The organism is Thermobacillus xylanilyticus, assembly GCF_907165215.1.
Taxonomy (GTDB): domain Bacteria; phylum Bacillota; class Bacilli; order Paenibacillales; family Paenibacillaceae; genus Thermobacillus; species Thermobacillus xylanilyticus.
In genome coordinates, this window is record NZ_CAJRAY010000032.1 from 16,465 (window position 1) to 33,828 (window position 17,364).

The 17,364-nt window shown below is 62.7% G+C and carries 16 protein-coding genes and 1 other RNA gene; 15 read left to right on the top strand and 2 right to left on the bottom strand.

What is annotated here, in order from left to right:
- Window positions 1-34: 34 nt before the first annotated feature.
- The 6 genes from dnaG (at window position 35) to rnpB (ending at window position 6,382) form a co-directional block, all read left to right on the top strand.
- Entirely contained in the window at window positions 35-1,888 is a 1,854-nt protein-coding gene (dnaG, locus tag KJQ12_RS06750) for a DNA primase (protein WP_244860475.1), read from the top strand.
- 18 nt (window positions 1,889-1,906) lie between these two features.
- On the top strand, window positions 1,907-3,031 hold the full coding sequence (gene rpoD / locus KJQ12_RS06755) for an RNA polymerase sigma factor RpoD (protein WP_015255211.1): 1,125 nt from the start codon (window positions 1,907-1,909) through the stop codon (window positions 3,029-3,031).
- A gap of 98 nt (window positions 3,032-3,129) precedes the next feature.
- Entirely contained in the window at window positions 3,130-3,960 is an 831-nt protein-coding gene (locus KJQ12_RS06760; protein WP_213483999.1) for a hypothetical protein, read from the top strand.
- Window positions 3,957-4,763, top strand: a complete 807-nt coding sequence (locus KJQ12_RS06765; protein ID WP_213484000.1) for a tRNA (adenine(22)-N(1))-methyltransferase — start codon at window positions 3,957-3,959, stop codon at window positions 4,761-4,763. The genes KJQ12_RS06760 and KJQ12_RS06765 overlap by 4 nt, the downstream gene beginning before the upstream one ends.
- A complete protein-coding gene (locus KJQ12_RS06770; protein WP_213484001.1) occupies window positions 4,730-5,845 on the top strand; it encodes a Nif3-like dinuclear metal center hexameric protein in 1,116 nt (371 codons plus the stop codon). Before KJQ12_RS06765 ends, KJQ12_RS06770 begins: the two co-directional genes overlap by 34 nt.
- A gap of 129 nt (window positions 5,846-5,974) precedes the next feature.
- Window positions 5,975-6,382: RNase P RNA component class A (gene rnpB / locus KJQ12_RS06775), an RNA gene on the top strand.
- A gap of 115 nt (window positions 6,383-6,497) precedes the next feature.
- Here rnpB and KJQ12_RS06780 read toward each other — a convergent pair.
- Complete coding sequence (locus tag KJQ12_RS06780; RefSeq protein ID WP_213484002.1) at window positions 6,498-8,468, bottom strand: S8 family peptidase; 1,971 nt, start codon at window positions 8,466-8,468, stop codon at window positions 6,498-6,500.
- Between the two features lie 164 nt (window positions 8,469-8,632).
- Here KJQ12_RS06780 and KJQ12_RS06785 point away from each other — a divergent pair, with 164 nt between their 5' ends.
- The 6 genes from KJQ12_RS06785 to thiI all read left to right on the top strand — a co-directional run bounded on the left by KJQ12_RS06785 (window position 8,633) and on the right by thiI (window position 13,346).
- Complete coding sequence (locus tag KJQ12_RS06785; RefSeq protein WP_015255206.1) at window positions 8,633-9,133, top strand: YpuI family protein; 501 nt, start codon at window positions 8,633-8,635, stop codon at window positions 9,131-9,133.
- Window positions 9,134-9,185: 52 nt separating this feature from the next.
- A complete protein-coding gene (locus KJQ12_RS06790) occupies window positions 9,186-9,395 on the top strand; it encodes a DUF1540 domain-containing protein (RefSeq protein WP_015255205.1) in 210 nt (69 codons plus the stop codon).
- Between the two features lie 5 nt (window positions 9,396-9,400).
- Entirely contained in the window at window positions 9,401-9,871 is a 471-nt protein-coding gene (locus KJQ12_RS06795; RefSeq protein ID WP_213484003.1) for a UbiA prenyltransferase family protein, read from the top strand.
- Between the two features lie 155 nt (window positions 9,872-10,026).
- Window positions 10,027-10,761, top strand: coding sequence for a lytic transglycosylase domain-containing protein (locus KJQ12_RS19750; protein WP_213484004.1), 735 nt, complete (start codon window positions 10,027-10,029; stop codon window positions 10,759-10,761).
- A 195-nt stretch (window positions 10,762-10,956) separates the two neighbouring features.
- Entirely contained in the window at window positions 10,957-12,129 is a 1,173-nt protein-coding gene (locus tag KJQ12_RS06805) for a cysteine desulfurase family protein (RefSeq protein ID WP_213484005.1), read from the top strand.
- Window positions 12,126-13,346: a tRNA uracil 4-sulfurtransferase ThiI gene (gene thiI, locus KJQ12_RS06810; RefSeq protein ID WP_213484006.1), complete on the top strand. Its 1,221-nt coding sequence runs from the start codon at window positions 12,126-12,128 to the stop codon at window positions 13,344-13,346. The genes KJQ12_RS06805 and thiI overlap by 4 nt, the downstream gene beginning before the upstream one ends.
- 34 nt (window positions 13,347-13,380) lie before the next feature.
- On the opposite strand, the gene KJQ12_RS06815 is transcribed toward thiI, so the two are convergent.
- Window positions 13,381-14,085 (bottom strand): TerC family protein, encoded by a 705-nt coding sequence (locus tag KJQ12_RS06815; protein ID WP_213484007.1) that lies wholly within the window; start codon window positions 14,083-14,085, stop codon window positions 13,381-13,383.
- A 161-nt stretch (window positions 14,086-14,246) separates the two neighbouring features.
- Between KJQ12_RS06815 and KJQ12_RS06820 the strand changes: the two genes are divergently transcribed.
- The 3 genes from KJQ12_RS06820 (at window position 14,247) to typA (ending at window position 17,349) form a co-directional block, all read left to right on the top strand.
- Entirely contained in the window at window positions 14,247-14,906 is a 660-nt protein-coding gene (locus tag KJQ12_RS06820; protein WP_213484008.1) for a TerC family protein, read from the top strand.
- Between the two features lie 74 nt (window positions 14,907-14,980).
- Window positions 14,981-15,466, top strand: coding sequence for a hypothetical protein (locus tag KJQ12_RS06825; protein ID WP_213484009.1), 486 nt, complete (start codon window positions 14,981-14,983; stop codon window positions 15,464-15,466).
- 41 nt (window positions 15,467-15,507) lie between these two features.
- Entirely contained in the window at window positions 15,508-17,349 is a 1,842-nt protein-coding gene (gene typA, locus KJQ12_RS06830) for a translational GTPase TypA (protein WP_213484010.1), read from the top strand.
- The last annotated feature ends 15 nt before the right edge of the window (window positions 17,350-17,364 follow it).

Below are 17,364 nucleotides of genomic sequence, written 5' to 3' on the forward strand. Positions count from 1 at the left end.
CTAATACGTGTTATTCAGGATGAAGGTGATGTGGATGGCCGGCGGCAGAATACCGGAAGACGTCATTCAGGCTGTCCTGCGGGCGCATGACATCGTCGAGACGGTCGGCCGGACCGTGCACCTGACGAAGAGCGGCAAGTATCTGAAAGGATTGTGTCCGTTTCATTCGGAGAAGACACCTTCGTTCACCGTCACCCCTGAGAAAGGGATTTTCCACTGCTACGGCTGCGGCAAGAGCGGCAGCGTCATCCGATTTCGTATGGAGCTTGAAGGTTACTCCTTTCCGGAAGCCGTGCGCATCATGGCCGAGGAAGCGGGCATTCCGCTTCCTCGCGGAGCGGGCGTTCCGGAAGAGCCGACCGCCGCTCAGCTTGAACGGCAGAAGCTGATCGAGGCGCATGAATATGCGGCAAAATTCTACCACTATCTGCTCCAGAACACCGAACACGGCAGAGAAGCGAAGGCTTATCTGAAGCGCCGCGGCATGTCGGACAAGCTGATCGACCAGTTCATGATCGGATATGCGCCCGAACGCGGGGACCTCTTGACCGGTTTTCTGGACAAGCGGGGCTACGATCTGCGGCTGATGGAGAAGGGCGGGCTGGTCGCTTCTCGCAGCGACGGCACCGGCTTCTTCGACCGGTTCCGGGGACGGATCATGTTTCCGATCCGGGACCGCGAAGGCCGCATGATCGCGTTCGCCGGCCGCATCCTGCACGACGGACAGCCGAAATATTTGAATTCGCCGGATTCCTTGTTGTTCAACAAGAGCCGCGTGCTGTACAACTTCCACGAAGCGCGGCCGGAAATCCGGAAATCGGGGAGGGTTGTCCTGTTCGAGGGCTACATGGACGTCATACGGGCTTGGGATGCCGGCGTGCGGAACGGCGTCGCGTCGATGGGCACGTCGTTCACGGAGGAGCACGTCGCCATGCTCCGCCGCGTCGCGGACGAAGCGGTAATCTGCTACGACGGCGACGATGCGGGCCAGGCGGCGGCGCTGAAGTCGGCGGCAATGTTCGAAAACGCCGGCATGCCGGTGAAAGTCGTCTTGCTGCCCGGCGGACTGGATCCCGACGAATACATCGGGAAATACGGTCCGGAATCGTTCGTGCGCGACATGGTCAACCAGCCGGTGTCCGCCGTCAAATTTAAATTAATATTTCTGCGCAAAAACCATAAACTGCTAGAAGACGAAGGACGCAAAGATTACGTGCTCGAAGCGGTGCGCATGATCGCCGGTCTCGATTCGCCAGCCGAAAGGGAGTTTTACCTGAAGGAACTGTCGCGGGAGTTCGAATTTCCGCTGGAGACGCTGAAGCAGGAGTGCTTCGAAATTCGGGCCGCCGCGCAAAAAAACCGTCCCGCCGGGGATAAGTTGGGCAATCGGTGGAATAATGGTAGGAATGAAACGGCTCGCCCGCCCGTCGGACGGATGCCGGAGCCGCCGGGACGTCATCACATCGAACGAACGCTGCTGTACTGGATGATGCATGACGAGGAAGCAGCCGAATATGTGCATGACAAACTGGGAGACGCCTTCCAGGTGGAAGACCACGCGGCGATCGCCGCTTATCTCTATGCCTACTATGCACAAGGCCACGAGCCGGATGTCACCCGATTTTTCTCGACCCTCCAGGACGAACGATTGGAACGGACTGCCGCCTCCATTCTCAGCATGGAGACCGTGCCGCCCTGCACGAGCGACAATTTGGACGCTTTCGCGGAGGAGGTTCTGAAACGGCAGAGACTCACGGCTTTGAAAGAACGGGTGGAAGAGCGAATTCGCGCCGAACGGGCTGGCGACGCGCTGCGGGCCGCGCAGATCGCCATCGAAATCAATACCTTGGAGAGACAGTTGAGAGGAAAGGCCACGCGACCGTCCTAGGGAGGAGGGAGTCGGAGTATGACAAACGATCAACATACGGAACTGGATACGGAACAAAAGCTTGAAAGCGTCAAGGAACAGCTGATAGAGCTGGGCAAGAAGCGCTCATCCTTAACGTACAAAGAAATTATGGAAAAACTGTCCCCGTTCGATCAGGAACCGGAACAGATCGATGAATTTTTCGAACAGCTCGAAGACCTCGGCATCGAAGTGACGAACGATGGCGACGACCATCCGATGGCTTCGGGGGACGACGATCACGAGGAGCATGACGATTTCAACTTCGACGACGATCTTTCGCTGCCGCCGGGCATCAAGATCAACGACCCTGTCCGCATGTATCTGAAGGAAATCGGACGCGTTCCGCTGCTCACCGCCGAGGAGGAAATCGAGCTGGCGAAGCGGATCGAACAGGGCGACGAAGATGCGAAGAGAAGGCTGGCGGAAGCGAATCTCCGCCTCGTCGTCAGCATCGCGAAGCGGTATGTCGGCCGCGGCATGCTGTTCCTCGATCTCATTCAGGAAGGCAACATGGGGCTCATCAAGGCGGTCGAGAAATTCGACCACGGCAAAGGCTTCAAATTCAGCACCTATGCGACCTGGTGGATCCGTCAGGCGATCACGCGGGCGATTGCCGATCAGGCGCGGACAATCCGCATTCCGGTGCACATGGTCGAGACGATCAACAAGCTGATCCGGGTGTCGAGGCAGTTGCTTCAGGAATTGGGGCGCGAACCTACGCCGGAAGAAATTGCGGCGGAAATGGATCTCAGCGTGGACAAAGTGCGGGAGATCATGAAGATCGCGCAGGAGCCGGTCTCGCTCGAAACGCCGATCGGCGAGGAAGACGATTCCCATTTGGGCGATTTCATCGAAGACCAGGAGGCGCTTGCGCCGGCAGACGCGGCGGCCTACGAACTGCTGAAGGAGCAGCTCGAAGATGTGCTCGACACGCTGACCGAGCGCGAGGAGAATGTCCTCAGGCTCCGTTTCGGTCTGGATGACGGCCGCACCCGCACGCTGGAGGAAGTCGGCAAGGTGTTCGGCGTCACGCGCGAGCGGATCCGCCAGATTGAGGCGAAGGCGCTGCGCAAGCTGCGGCATCCGAGCCGGAGCAAACGGCTGAAAGATTTCCTGGAGTGACAGGAATGCACGGGACCTGACTGCATCGGCAGGAGGGTCCTTTTTATCACCTGGGAAAAGGCGTGTCTACGCCGTCCTCGGAAAGGAACGAAAGCGGGATGAACGAGGAGCGCCGCAGAACGATCATCCGTGAGATCGACTATTGGCAGAAAAACAAACTGTTGCCGGATCAGTATTGCGATTTCCTGATGAATCTGTACAAGACAGACGAAGAGATCGGGCGTCCCTCGTCCGGATGGGCGGGGCGCGCGGTGTCCGTCGTCAACGGAGCAAGCGGAAAGCAGTGGCTTCTTGCTTTTGGAATCTTTTCCGTGGTCTGTCTTGTCATCCTTTATTTTAGCGTGTTTCACCCCGTATTGCAAACCGCGCTGACGCTCTTCGCCGTCGTGCTGCTGCTCTATTTCGGACTGAAGCGCCGCCGCGCGAGCGAACCGGTCGGGCTGACGCTGATCGGCCTCGGCATGCTGACGCTGCTGGTCGCAGGGATCGTCATGCTGCAGCTTCACGGGCTGGACACGCCGATGTGGACGGCGCTGTTCCTGACCGGCTGCGGCCTGTTCTGGATCGTGTTCGGCATCGCGGCGCGGTTCCCGGTGCTGCACTATGTCGGCTGGCTCGCGATCTTCCTGGTCTACGCGATACTGCTGGCGCGGGGCGGCGAGCACCCGAAGTGGTACGAAGTGCAGCTCTTCTGGCTGCCCGCCTCCTTCGTCTTCGGCTGGTTCAGCTGGTTCGTCCATCGCTGGTCGAAGCCTTCTTCCGCGGTGCTGTTCGCCGCGGCGGCGACGCTCTGGTTCATGCCGGAGCTGTATGCCGCGATCCTGATGAACCAGCCTCCCTGGATTCAGCTGGCGCTCATCGCGAAGATCGCGGCCGGCGGCAGTCTCATCTTCGCGCTGCGCAAGCAATGGACGGTGTGGGTGGCATGAAGACAGCGGCAAATGCGGCGGGACGGATGTTGTCAAAGCGGCTTCAGGCGATTGCGGACCTGGTACCGCCGGGCGCGCGCGTCGCGGACATCGGATCGGATCACGCGCTGCTTCCGGCCTGGCTGGTGTCCGCCGGCAAGTCGCCTTGCGCGGTCGCCGGCGAAGTGCGCGACGGCCCGCTGAAGGCGTCGGCGGCCCGCATAAAGGAAGACGGGCTGGCGGACCTTGTGGCGGTCCGCAAGGGCGACGGGCTGGCCGTCGTCGCGCCCGGAGAAGTCGATTGCGTCGTCATCGCGGGCATGGGCGGCGCCCTGATCGCCTCGATCCTGGAGGCGGGAGCGGCGGCGGGCAAGCTTGAAGGGGTGCGCACGCTGGTGCTGCAGCCGAATGTCGGGGAAGACCTCGTCCGGCGATGGATTCTGGACAAGGGATGGTATTTGGCGGCCGAGCGGATCGTGGAGGAAGACGGCCGATGGTACGAAATTTTGGCGGCGCAGCGGGTGCCGGATGCGGACGGGCTCAATTCCGCCTTGTACAATGCGTCGTTCCTCAAGCTCGACCTGCCGGCCGAACGGAAAAAGGAACTGCTGCTGCGCATGGGACCGTGGCTGCTCCGCCAGCCGGATGAACGGTTGGCCGGCAAATGGCGGTCGGAACTTGAAAAGCTTGCGTTCATCAGCCGGCAGATCGAACGTTCCGATTCGCCGGATGCGGCAAGGCGCAGGCAGGAAGTGCTCGAGGAGATCAAGTTGATCGGGGAGGTGATGGCATGTTTGCAAGCGGACAATTCGTCGTCCAGCTGATGGAGCGGTTCGCGCCGCGGCGGCTGGCGGTCGAAGGCGACCGCATCGGCCTGCAGGTCGGCACGCTGCAGAAAGAGATTCGCAAGGCGCTCGTGGCGCTTGATGTGACGGATGCGGTCGTCGACGAGGCGATCGCGGCCGGTGTCGATCTCATCATCGCGCACCACGCCGTCATTTACCGGCCGCTTCCGGCAATCGACACGTCGACGCCGGCGGGGCGCATTTATGAGAAGCTGATCAAGAACGACATCGCGGTCTACGTGGCGCATACGAATCTGGACACGGCGGAAGGCGGCATGAACGACTGGATGGCCGATGCTTTGGGCATCGAGTCCGAAGGCTGCCTGGAGGAAGTCCACGTCGATCCGCTGCTCAAGCTGGTCGTCTATGTGCCGGAGACGCACCGCCGGCAGGTGCAGGAAGCGGTCTGGCGAGCGGGTGCCGGACAGATCGGGGAGTACGATTGCTGCAGTTTTGAGGTGAAAGGCACCGGCACGTTCCGCCCGGGCGAGGGAACGAACCCGCACATCGGCACGACCGGCAAGCTGGAGCGGGTGAAGGAAATCCGGATCGAGACGATTCTGCCCGAGTCGCTCAAGGGGGCGGTTGTGCAAGCGATGCTGAAGGCGCATCCTTACGAGGAGCCGGCGTACGATCTGTTCCCGCTCAAGCTGCAGGGCAAGGCGAGCGGTCTCGGCCGCTTCGGCCGGCTGAAGGAGCCGGCGACGCTGGAGGCGTTCGCCCGCCATGTGAAGGAGGCATTCGACGTGCCGTTCGTCCGCGTCGTCGGCGACCCCGACCGGGTCGTCCGGCGGGCCGCCGTGCTCGGCGGCTCCGGGGCGCGCTACATGCGCCATGCGCTGCGGGCCGGCGCGGACGTGTTCGTCACCGGCGACATCGACTACCACACGGCGCATGACGCGCTGGCCGCCGGCCTGGCCATCGTCGATCCGGGGCACAATGCGGAGAAGATCATGAAGGCGAAGACGGCCGAGCGGCTGGCGAAGGATCTCGCCGCGGCGGGGTATCTGACCGAGGTGATCCCGTCGGCCGTGCCGACCGAGCCGTTCCGGCTCATGTAGGCGGAAACGAAACGACATTCCGTTACACCGGAGCTAAGGCAAGCTGCCTGCCGCAATAAATTCACCATGTTGGCCGATATTTACGGTTGAGCTTTCATTCAGCAGCATGTATACTGGAGGATGCGTCGGAAAGTCTGACAGACAATCGCCGGCGGCCTTTGTTGCCGCGGGAGGAAAGTCCGGGCTCCGCAGGGCAGGATGCTGGATAACGTCCAGTCGGCGCGAGCCGAAGGATAGTGCCACAGAAATGGACCGCCGATGGCCGGCTTCACGCCGGCACAGGCAAGGGTGGAACCGTGGTGTAAGAGACCACGAGCGGCGTTGGTGACAACGCGGCTGGTAAACCCCATCCGGAGCAAGACCGAGAGAACGCGGCGGCCTCGGAGCCGCAGCCCTTGCCCGGGGCGCGTTCGGGTTGGTCGCTTGAGCTGCGCAGCAATGCGCAGCCTAGATAGATGATTGTCGCTTCCATCGTGGGAGGGTCGTTCCCGTTATACCACCGGAAGTACAGAACCCGGCTTATGGCAGGCTTTCCGCAACGGTCTATCGATGCCGGCTGCATCGGACAGCCGGAATATCCCGAAAAACATGCAGAGCCTTCGGCCTGTCCTCGCGAGAGGACCGGTCCGAAGGCTCTTGTTCATTTCGCCGGTCATTCCGCCTCGCCAAAACCGAACCGATGCCGGAGCGTCTCGATTCGGCGCTCGAAATTGAGCCGGAATCCGCCGAGCGTGTTCGCGGTCTGGTCGGCCGCTTTCAGGGCGCGCATGACATCGATCCTGCCGTAGCCGAAGTAGATGTCGCGGCCCTTGTCGCCGAGGTCGACGGCCGTCTTCCGCATGATGTCCATCACTTCTTCGTTCGTCAGGTCCGGGTTGACGGACTTGATCAACGCGGCGAGCGCGGCGGCATGCGGACTGGCCATCGACGTGCCGGACAGCGCGGCGTACTGGTTGCCCGGATAGGTGCTCGCAATCGCGTCGCCGGGAGCCGCCGCGTCGATGTAATCCCCGTAGTTCGAATAGGGGGCTTTGTTGTCCTCGGCATCCGTCGCGGCCACCGCGAACACTTCGGGATACGCCGCCGGATAGCCCGGCTGGTCGGTATTGTCGTTGCCGCTCGCCGCGACGAGCACGACGCCGCGGTCATGGGCGTACCGGATCGCATCGTGAAGAAACTGGGCCGAAGCATAGTTGCCGAGGCTCATGTTAATGACATCGGCGCCGTGGTCCGTCGCCCAAATGATGCCTTCCGCGACCGAATAGGTCGTGCCGGATCCGGAGCTGTCGAGCACTTTCACGGGCATGATGCGGCCCCGCCAGGACAGGCCGGCGACGCCTTCGCCGTTGTTGACCGTGGCCGCGATGATGCCCGCGACGTGCGTGCCATGGCCCACGTCGTCTTCCGGATCGCCTTCGCCGACCAGATTGATCCCTTCCGCAATCCGGCCCTTCAAATCCGGATGATCAAGTTGGACGCCCGTGTCCAGCACCGCGATGACGATGTCGTCGCTGCCGCGCGAGAGCGCCCAGCCGCGTTCCGTCTCGATCGCCGGCAAGTTCCACTGGTAAGCGTTGTACAGCAGGTCATTCGGCACGATCGCGTCGCCGGTTGCATCCGCACCGTTTTCCGCCCGAACCTTGAACCCCTCGCGGTCCGACGCCCCGGTCCCGCTCTTCGCGCCGTCCGCTCTCAAGGCCTGTCCCCGCAGTCCGTTCGCCAGATACAGATAATGCGGTTCGACGTACACCGGATTCCAGCGCTCGCGGAAATAGGCAATCAGGTCTTCCGTCTCCATCGAACGCGAAGTGAACACGCGGGCATATCCCAATTTCCGCACCGAGGCGCCGTCGATATCTTTCATGATCTCCCGGATTTCGGCGTCCGTCGGTTCCCGGCGGAAGCGGACGACGGCCTCATTGATATGATAATGGCTCGCCGAGCCGTTGTCCTCGCCGGTGCGGACCGTAATATCCTCTGTCGAGTTCGGCTTCGCCGACTCGATCTTGTACCGTCCTTCCGCCGGGTAAGGCACGAGCCGCAGATGCAGCCGCTGCCGGCGCTCCACTTCATCGACAATATCCTGCCGGATGATGCCGGTGACGGTTCCGCTGCTATCGGCTGTCGGCACGCCCAGAACGATGTAGCGGCTGCCGTTCACCCGGACGGGTTCGGATACATACGTCCGGCCCGCCTGCGCTTCCCGCTCGGCCTGCGCAAGCTGCGCGTTCCACGTTTCGCCGCCGCCTTTCGGCATCGCGCCGGCTTCCTTCGCCCTCCCGCCGCTTGCCTTGAGCCGCACATAGGTCATGTGCGGATGGGCATCCAGCAGATGGCGCAGTTTCTCTTCATCGGCATCCGCACGGAGCGCCCGGAACTCTTTGGAGCATTCCAGCGTGCACAGCTGCGCGGTCGCCTCCGCGTCCCGCCGGACGGCCTCCAGCTTGAGCCGCTTTTCCTGCGCGGCATTCATCACGGAAGGCCGGCTGCTTGCGCCGTCTCCGTTTCCTTCGTCCTCCCGCACGCCGATCTGCCAGGGCAGAAAAGCGATCAGCGCCGCCGCGGCTGCGCCCGCCGCCGCCCATCGCAGCCATTTCGGCCGCAACTTCGGCCTTCTGGACATATCGCGCCCCTCCCGCGTTCGTGATCGAAATCGGTTATAGGTTAAGGTCCGCGTCATGAAAATATACAATCCCAAAGCGAAGCTTATCCTTCCGGAGTACCGCGGGCGGCGGATTTGTGTTAACATGTGGATTAGCCAGTACGGGGAGCGAAAGGAGTCAGCAAATGCCGTCCGAGAATATCAGACAATTGACCGAATCGGCGCGGGCCAAACTGAAGGAAGCCATTGACCAGCTGGAACCTTTTCTGAACGGATATGCGCTGCGTGACCTGACCGGGGAAGACAGCACGCCCGAGACCGTCGCCTTCTACAAAGGGCTGCTCTCGGATCTGCGGCACCTGCTCGTTTTCTCGGAAGTCGTCTATGAGAAGCTGGGCGTCGTGCTGCGGCGGGCCAATTTTGACGTCGATTTCGCGGAAAGGGCGCTTTATGAGACGTACCATCAATGCGTGAACGCCTATTTCTATCCGAAGAATGAAGGCTACTCGGAAGACGGCCGCTATGCGTACACCGGCCAGGACGCGATCCGGTTCCGCGTCAAGCCGGTGCGACCGGCGCGGGACATCGTGCTCGGCATCGCGAAAATTTTCGAGGATCTGCGCGAAGAGCTGGCCTACTATGAGAGCGAGTATCTGATCCGGCGGAGGATGCAGGGGCAAAAATAAGGCAGGCATACGGCGCACCCGCGAAGGGCAACTTGATAGCGGGGGTGATCGCATGCCTGAAGGCGTCATTTGCAGCGTAAGCAACTGCACCTATTGGGCGAAGGGCAACCGTTGCGCGGCCGAGGAGATCATGGTCGACATCGACCGCTACGCCCGGGCCGACTACGGTTCGGAATTCGCGGACTTCGACACGCAGCGTCGGGAGACGGCCTCCGATTCCTCCGTTACGTGCTGCCACACCTTCCGTCCGAAGGAAGGCTGATCCGGATGGGCAGCCATCCGAAAGGCGGAGCGGACGGTGCCAAGAATCGGAAGCGGGAGGTGGACGAAGACTTCTCCGGGCTGAACCCGGAACTGCCGGCGGCGAACGACGATGACGCAGCCGGGCGCAGGGCGGCGAAGGCGCAGGACGATGCGGAGATGGCCGCGGAGTTTGCCGCGCCCGACGCGCCGCGCGAACGCCGGCAGACGGACGGACCCGCAGATTCGGACAGGCGCCGGTCCGAACCGGGCACGGCGGCTTCCGACGCGGGCCGCGCCACGGGGCTGTTCGCGCTCGCGATCGCCATCGCCTCGCTGTTCGTATGGCCGCTGCCGCTCGGGCTGACCGCCGCGATTCTCGGCTGGTTCAGCTTCCGAGAAGGCGCGCGCGGGCTGGGCGTCTGGACCATCACCATCGGGCTGGTGGCGGTGCTGACGCAACTCGTCCTCATACCGATCTATGCCGCATGGTCATGACGCGGCGCAAACCGGCGGTACGCCTGGGCGTTCCGCCGGTTTTGCTGTGCGCATGGCCGCACGCGCGCGCCTCGCGGTCAACAGACTCTGGCAACGACGGGCCAAAACGTGTACAATGGTAAGGTGAGACAAGCATGCGTTATGGAGGGGACGTCATGAGCACCGTCTTCGAACCGCAAAGCATCGGCATTGATCCGCGCACGTTCAGCGCGCTGCTGCGGCTGCAGCTGGCATCCTATGCCGATTCATCGGGCAGAACGGATTCCGGATACGGATCGCTGTTCGAGACGCTGCTCGGCGGGCTGCTGACCGGCGGCAGCGCGATGACGTCCGCCATTGGTTACGGCTCAGGCCTGATCAATTACCCGGCATCGCTCTACTCCGGCACACTCTATTCCGAAAATCTCATGCCGATGCTCATCCGGCTGCAGAACGCGTCCTCCGGCGGCTCCGTCGGCGGAGCCGAGAGCCTGTACGACCCGCTGATCCGGCAGTCCGCCGAACGGTACGGCATTGATCCCGCCCTCGTGAAAGCGGTCGTCCGGACGGAATCTTCGTTCAATCCACGCGCCGTGTCGCGCGCGGGAGCGAAGGGGCTCATGCAGCTCATGGACGCGACGGCGCGGTCGCTCGGCGTTGCCGATCCGTTCGATCCCGCGCAGAATGTGGCGGGCGGCACGCGCTATCTTGCCTGGCTGCTCGGAAAATACGACGGCAATGTGAAAGCCGCGCTCGCCGCGTACAATGCCGGCCCCGGCCGCGTCGACCGGCTCGGCATCCTGACGGACGAGGCGTTCGACGAGAAGCGGTCGCTCCTGCCCGAAGAGACGCAGCATTACGTGGCCAAGGTGCTCGATGCGTTCGAGCGCTACCGTGCGTCTCACGGTTGACATCCGCGGCGCCGCCATTGAAGCTGCCGCCGCCAAAAGGCCGCAAGCACCGACTCCGAGAGGGGTCTTTCCTTTTTTACGGCTGATCTATCACCGCAAAACGGACGCGCCTTCCGGAAAGAACGGCGTCGGCCGTTTTCGGCACGTGACAAGGGAGCAAGACTTCCGCATTTGATCAAGGAAGGGAACACAAGCATGCTCTATTTCGACCACAGCGCCTCTTCGCCGCCGCGCGAGGAAGTGATCCGCACGGTATCCGAAGTGATGGCGAAAATCTACGCCAATCCCTCGTCGCTTCATCAGGGCGGCGCGGAGGCGCGCAGGCTGCTGGAACGCGCGCGCGAGCAGGCCGGGAGGCTGTTCGGCACGAGCGCGTCGGAATGGCGTTTCACTTCCGGCGGCACGGAAAGCAACAATCTGGCCGTCTTCGGCGCCGCGCGGCGTTACCGGAATCGCGGCCGGCATCTGATCGTCTCAAGCGTCGAGCATCCGTCCGTCGCCGAACCGTTCCGCGCCCTGGAGCGCGAGGGTTTCCGGGTGACGGTGCTGCCGGTGAACGCGACGGGCCACGTCGACCCCGCGGACGTCGAGGCGGCGCTGACCGACGAGACGATCCTCGTCAGTGTCATGCACGTGAACAACGAGGTCGGCGCGGTGCAGCCGATTGAAGCGATCGGGCGGCTGCTCAAAAACCGGCCGCGCACGCTGCTGCATGTCGACGGCGTGCAGAGCGTCGGCAAGCTGCCCGTCTTGTTGCGCGAATGGGGCGTCGATCTGTTCGCGGTCTCGGCGCACAAGTTCGGCGGGCCGCGCGGAGCCGGGTGGCTGTATGTTCGGGAAGGCGTCGAGCTCGAGCCGCTCATCTTCGGCGGCGGCCAGGAAGACGGCCTCCGGTCCGGAACCGAGAATGTGCCGGCCATCGTCGGCGCCGCCAAGGCGCTGCGCATGGCGATCGAATCGCAGCCGGAGCGGGCGGAGCGGCTGAGCCGGCTGCGCCGGCGGCTCGTCCGGGGCGTCGTCTCCATGCCCGGCGTCGTGCTCAGCGGACCGGAGGAGGACGATCCGCTCCGGCCGATGGCGCCGCATATCGTTCACTTCTGCTGCCCCGGACTCAAGCCGGAAGTGATCGTCCATTCGCTTGAAGAGCTGGGCGTTCTCGTCTCGACGAAGTCGGCCTGCTCATCGAAAGACGACAAACCGAGCGCCGTGCTCACGGCCATGGGACGCGACGCCGCCTGCGCGGCAAGCGGCATCCGCATCAGCATGGGAGATGAGCACGACGAGGCGAGCATCGACGCGCTGCTCGAGCGGCTGGAGACCGTGCTGCGCAAGTTGATGCCGCTGCGAAGAAAGGAAGACCTTCATTGACATTCGACCATATTTTGATTCGGCTCGGGGAAATTACGGTAAAAGGACGCAACCGCAACCGCTTCGAGACGGAGATGCTCAAGCAGGTGCAGCATGCGCTTCGCGGATTCCCCGGGCTGACGTTCATCCGGACATACGGCCGGCTGTACATCGCCCTCGGGAACGAGCCGTACGAACCGGTGGCCGACCGGCTGAAAGACGTTTTCGGCATCTCGTCGTTCAGCCCGGTGAAGCGGGTGGAGCCCGAATTGCAGGCGATCCGGGAAGGCGCGCTCGCCGTCATGCGGTCGTTTCCGCAGCGCAAGGCGACGTTCAAAGTCAAGGTGAGCCGCCGCTGGAAGGGGTTCCCGCACGACACGATGGCCATGAACCATCTTGTCGGCGCGCACATCCTCCGCAACATGCCGAACATTACGGTGGACGTCCGGCAGCCGGACATCGAGCTGCACGTCGAGATTCAGGAACAGCACGCCTATATCTACTGCGAAGTGGTGCCGGGGGCCGGCGGATTTCCCTACGGGTCGAACGGCAAGGCGGTCGCGCTGCTGTCCGGCGGCATCGACAGCCCGGTCGCCATCTGGATGGCGATGCGCAAAGGGCTGGAGGTCGAAGCGATCCATTTCCACAGCTATCCGTTCACGAGCAAGGAAGCGCAGGACAAAGTCGTCACCCTCGCGAAAAGGCTGTCCTATTACGCCGGCAAACCGTTCAAGCTGCATCTCGTGCCGTTCACGGACATCCAGACCAGCCTGGCGCAGTCGAAGCAGGATCATCTCATCATTACGCTGATGCGCCGGTCGATGCTCCGCATCGCGCAGCGGATTGCCGAGAAGAGCGGCGCGCTCGCGATTGTCACCGGCGACAGCCTTGGCCAGGTCGCCAGCCAGACGCTCGGCAGCATGAACGTCATCGGTCGCACGACGGATTTGCCGCTGCTTCGTCCGCTTGTCGCGATGGACAAGCTTGAAATCATCGCGATGGCGAAGCGGATCGGCACGTACGAGACATCGATCCTGCCGTACGAAGACTGCTGCACGCTGTTCGTGCCGAAATCGCCGAGCACGAATCCGAATCTGCGCGTCGTCGAGCGCATCGAAAACGGCGTGCCGAACCTGGCCGGGATGATCGCGCAGGCGGTGGAAGGTACGGAGACGATCGAGCTTCGCCCCGACGATCCGGCGCCTTCCGACCGGGCGGGCGAGGACGATTGGTTTTGATCCGCGTCAGAGAACAAGAAAAAGCAGGGACCGCTTAATGCGGCTCCCTGCTTTTCTCTTGCCATGCGGTCCTTCTGGCTCTGGCGGCGTTCACGGCGTAGCCGGCGAGCAGAACGCCGACGATGACGACCGCGTAGAAAATCCAGGCGACCCAGGTGCGGTCCCCGATCAGTTCCTCGATGTGCCTCTCGTGCGTGATCATCTTCGCGGCCGTGTAGGCGAGCACGCCTCCGCCGAGATAGATGATCCAGGGAAAACGGCCCAACAGGCGGATGAACAAGGTGCTTCCCCATATGATGATCGGGATGCTGATCAGCAGCCCGAGCACGACGAGCAGCAGATGGCCGTGCGACGCCCCGGCGATGGCGATCACATTGTCGAGCCCCATCGCGGCGTCGGCGGCGATAATCGTCCAGACCGACTGCCACAGCGTATTGCCGGCCTTGACGTCATGACCGCCTTCTTCCTGCACGAGCAGCTTGTAGGCGATCCAGACGAGCAGCAGTCCGCCGGCGAGCTGCAGCCACGGCACTTTGAGCAAATAAACGACCAGTGCGGTGGCGGCGATCCGGATGGCGACCGCGCCCGCCATGCCCCACAGGATGGCCGCTTTCTGCTGATGTTTGGGCAGATTGCGCGCCGCCATGCCGATGACGATCGCGTTGTCTCCGGCAAGCACCAGATCGATGAAGACGATGGTGATAAGAGCGGACCAGAATTCCAGCGTCAAAGGATTCATAAGTTGGCTGTCCCCTCCTTTCCCGTCAGTAGCACCGCACACAGGCAAAAATGCCCGCAACAGATTTATATACGTTGTCCATGGACATGCGGATTCAAATTTTTTTCGGGCATAACCTGTCCCAACCGCACATACAGTGGTTGGCAAGGGGGCGGAGGCCGTTGGATAGTCTGCTGATTTTCGCACAAATTATGCTGGTCAATCTGCTGCTCAGCGGCGACAATGCCGTTGTCATCGCGATGGCCTGCCGACACCTGCCGCCCGGAATCCGGGAGCGCGCGATGGTCTGGGGCACCGCCGCCGCGGTCGCCCTGCGCTGCGCACTGACACTGTCGGCTGCCGCACTGCTTCAGATCCCGTATCTGCGGGCGGCCGGCGCGCTTATGCTGTATGGCATCGCGGTCAAACTGCTGCTCGATGGCGGCGGAGACGGCACGCCGCACAACGTGCGGAACAGCGCCACGATCGCGGGCGCGGTCCGCACGATCCTCGCCGCCGATTTCATCATGAGCCTCGACAACGTGCTTGCGATCGCCGCGATCGCCGACGGGGAAATCGTGCTCATGCTGATCGGCATCGCGCTCAGCATCCCGATCGTCATATGGGGAAGCCGGTTCGTCGGCGCGCTGCTTGCCCGCATCCCCCAGCTCGTCTACATCGGCGCCGCGCTGCTCGGCTATGAGGCCGGCCGGATGCTCGTGCACGATCCCGGCCTGGACGAACTGCTGTTCCACGGCAGCCGGACGGCCGCCGAAGCGCTGCCCGTATTGTCCGTCCCGCTGGTGATCGTGCTGTATCTTCTGATGCGCCGGGCGTCATGACCCGGACTTTTTTTTTGCCTTCAGTTCCATTACACTAGAGAGGATGACCAGGGTTGCTCCGGGGGGTGGGTCGTATGTCCAACAAACAATATACCATCGGTCTTGCCATTGTGGCTGTCGGCGTCGTGATTTTATTGGGAAAGCTCGGCGTATTCGCATTCATCGGAAACATTTTCTGGCCGCTTCTCGTCCTCGTGCCGGGCGTGCTGCTCCACATGCTCTATTTCGGGCGCATGCTGGGAAATGCCGCAGTGCTCATACCGGCCGGAGTGCTCACCGTGTACGGCTTGCTGTTCTTCGTCTGCAATCTGTTCGGCTGGAAACTGCTTGCGGGGCTGTGGCCGTTCTTCCTGGCCGGGCCGGCGGTCGGACTGTACGAATACAGCATGTTCGGACCGAACCGGGACCGGACGATCCGGCTGATCGCGATCGGGCTGCTCGCCCTGTCCGCGCTTCTGCTGCTGATCGGCCTGTTCCGTTCGGCATTCATCTACCTGCTGGCCGCCGCGCTCATTCTGGGCGGCGCCTGGATCGCATACGGGCGGCGCATCCGCTGGTGACGCGGCAGGCGGGAATCTGACAGACGGAAAGGATTACGATTGTGCATCCGAGAGAACATATCCGCAACATTGCGATCATCGCCCACGTCGACCACGGCAAAACAACGCTCGTGGACCGGCTGCTGCAGCAGTCCGGCTTGTTCCGCGAGGGCGAAACCCTGCAGGAGAGGATGCTCGATTCCAACGATCTCGAGCGGGAGCGGGGCATCACGATTCTGGCGAAAAATACGGCCGTTACATACGGGGATTACCGCATCAACATCGTCGATACGCCGGGGCACGCCGACTTCGGCGGCGAAGTGGAGCGCATTCTCCGCATGGTGGACGGCGCGCTGCTCGTCGTCGACGCGTTCGAAGGCTGCATGCCGCAGACGAAATTCGTCCTTCGCAAGGCGCTCGAGCACCGGTTGGTTCCGATCGTCGTGGTCAACAAGATCGACCGCCCGAACGCGCGGCCGGCGGAGGTGGTCGACGAAGTGCTGGAGCTGTTCATCGAGCTCGGTGCGGATGACAGCCAGCTGGATTTTCCGATTGTCTACGCGTCGGGGCTCGAAGGCTTCGCAAGCCTCGACCCCGATGTGCGCGGCAACGACATGAAGCCGCTGTTCGACGCGATCGTCCGCCATATTCCCGCGCCGCCCGGCGATCCGGAAGAGCCGGCGCAATTGCTCGTCTCGCTGCTTGATTACAACGACTACCTCGGCCGGATCGCGATCGGCCGGATCCACCGCGGCAGTCTGAAACCCGGACAGGCCGTCACGGTGCTCGCGAGGGACGGCGGCAGCCGGCAGGCGCGAATCGAGAAGCTGTTCGGCTTCAAAGGCCTGAGCCGGATCGAGATCGGCGAAGCGGGCGCCGGGGACATCGTCGCAATCGCCGGGATCCGCGACATCAACATCGGCGAGACGATTGCGGACCCGGCGCGGCCCGAGCCGCTGCCGGCGCCGAAGATCGAGGAGCCGACGCTCAAGATGACGTTCCTCGTGAACAACAGCCCGTTCGCCGGACGGGAAGGCAAATACGTCACGTCGCGGCGTCTGCGTGAACGATTGATGAAAGAGCTGGAGACCGACGTCGCGCTGCGCGTGGAAGAGACGGACAGCCCCGACGCGTTCATCGTGTCCGGGCGCGGCGAGCTGCATCTCGGCATTCTCATCGAGCACATGCGCCGGGAAGGCTACGAGCTGCAGGTGTCGAAGCCGGAAGTGATCGTGCGGGAAAAGAACGGCGTCCGTCTCGAGCCGTACGAGCGGCTTGTGATCGACGTGCCGGACGAGAGCGTCGGCGCCGTCATGGAAAGCCTGGGGCCGCGCAAAGCCGAGCTCGTCGCCATGACGCAGGGTGAAGGCGGCCACACGCGGCTCGAATATATCGTTCCGTCGCGCGGCCTGATCGGCTGGCGGACGACGTTTCTGACGCTGACGCGCGGATACGGCATCATGAACCACGCTTTCGAACGGTACGGCCCGCTTACCCCGGGCGAAGGATTCGGACGCAGGCAGGGCGTGCTGATCGCGAGCGAATCCGGAACGGCGACATTTTACGGCATGCTGTCGGTCGAAGACCGCGGCGTGCTGTTCATCGAACCCGGAACGGAAGTGTACGAGGGGATGATTGTCGGCGAGCATAACCGCGAGACCGACATCGTCGTCAATGTCTGCAAGACGAAGCAGCTCACGAACATCCGCTCCTCGACGAAGGAAGAGACCGTCAAGCTGAAGACGCCGCGGCTGCTGTCCCTCGAGGCGGCGCTCGAATATTTGAACGACGACGAATATTGCGAAGTGACGCCGAAATCGATCCGTCTGCGGAAAAAAATTTTGAACAAGAGCGAGCGCGAGCGGGCGGAGAAGCATCGCAAATCGGCCCAGGCCGGCGTATGAGCCGGCAGTCGGAGC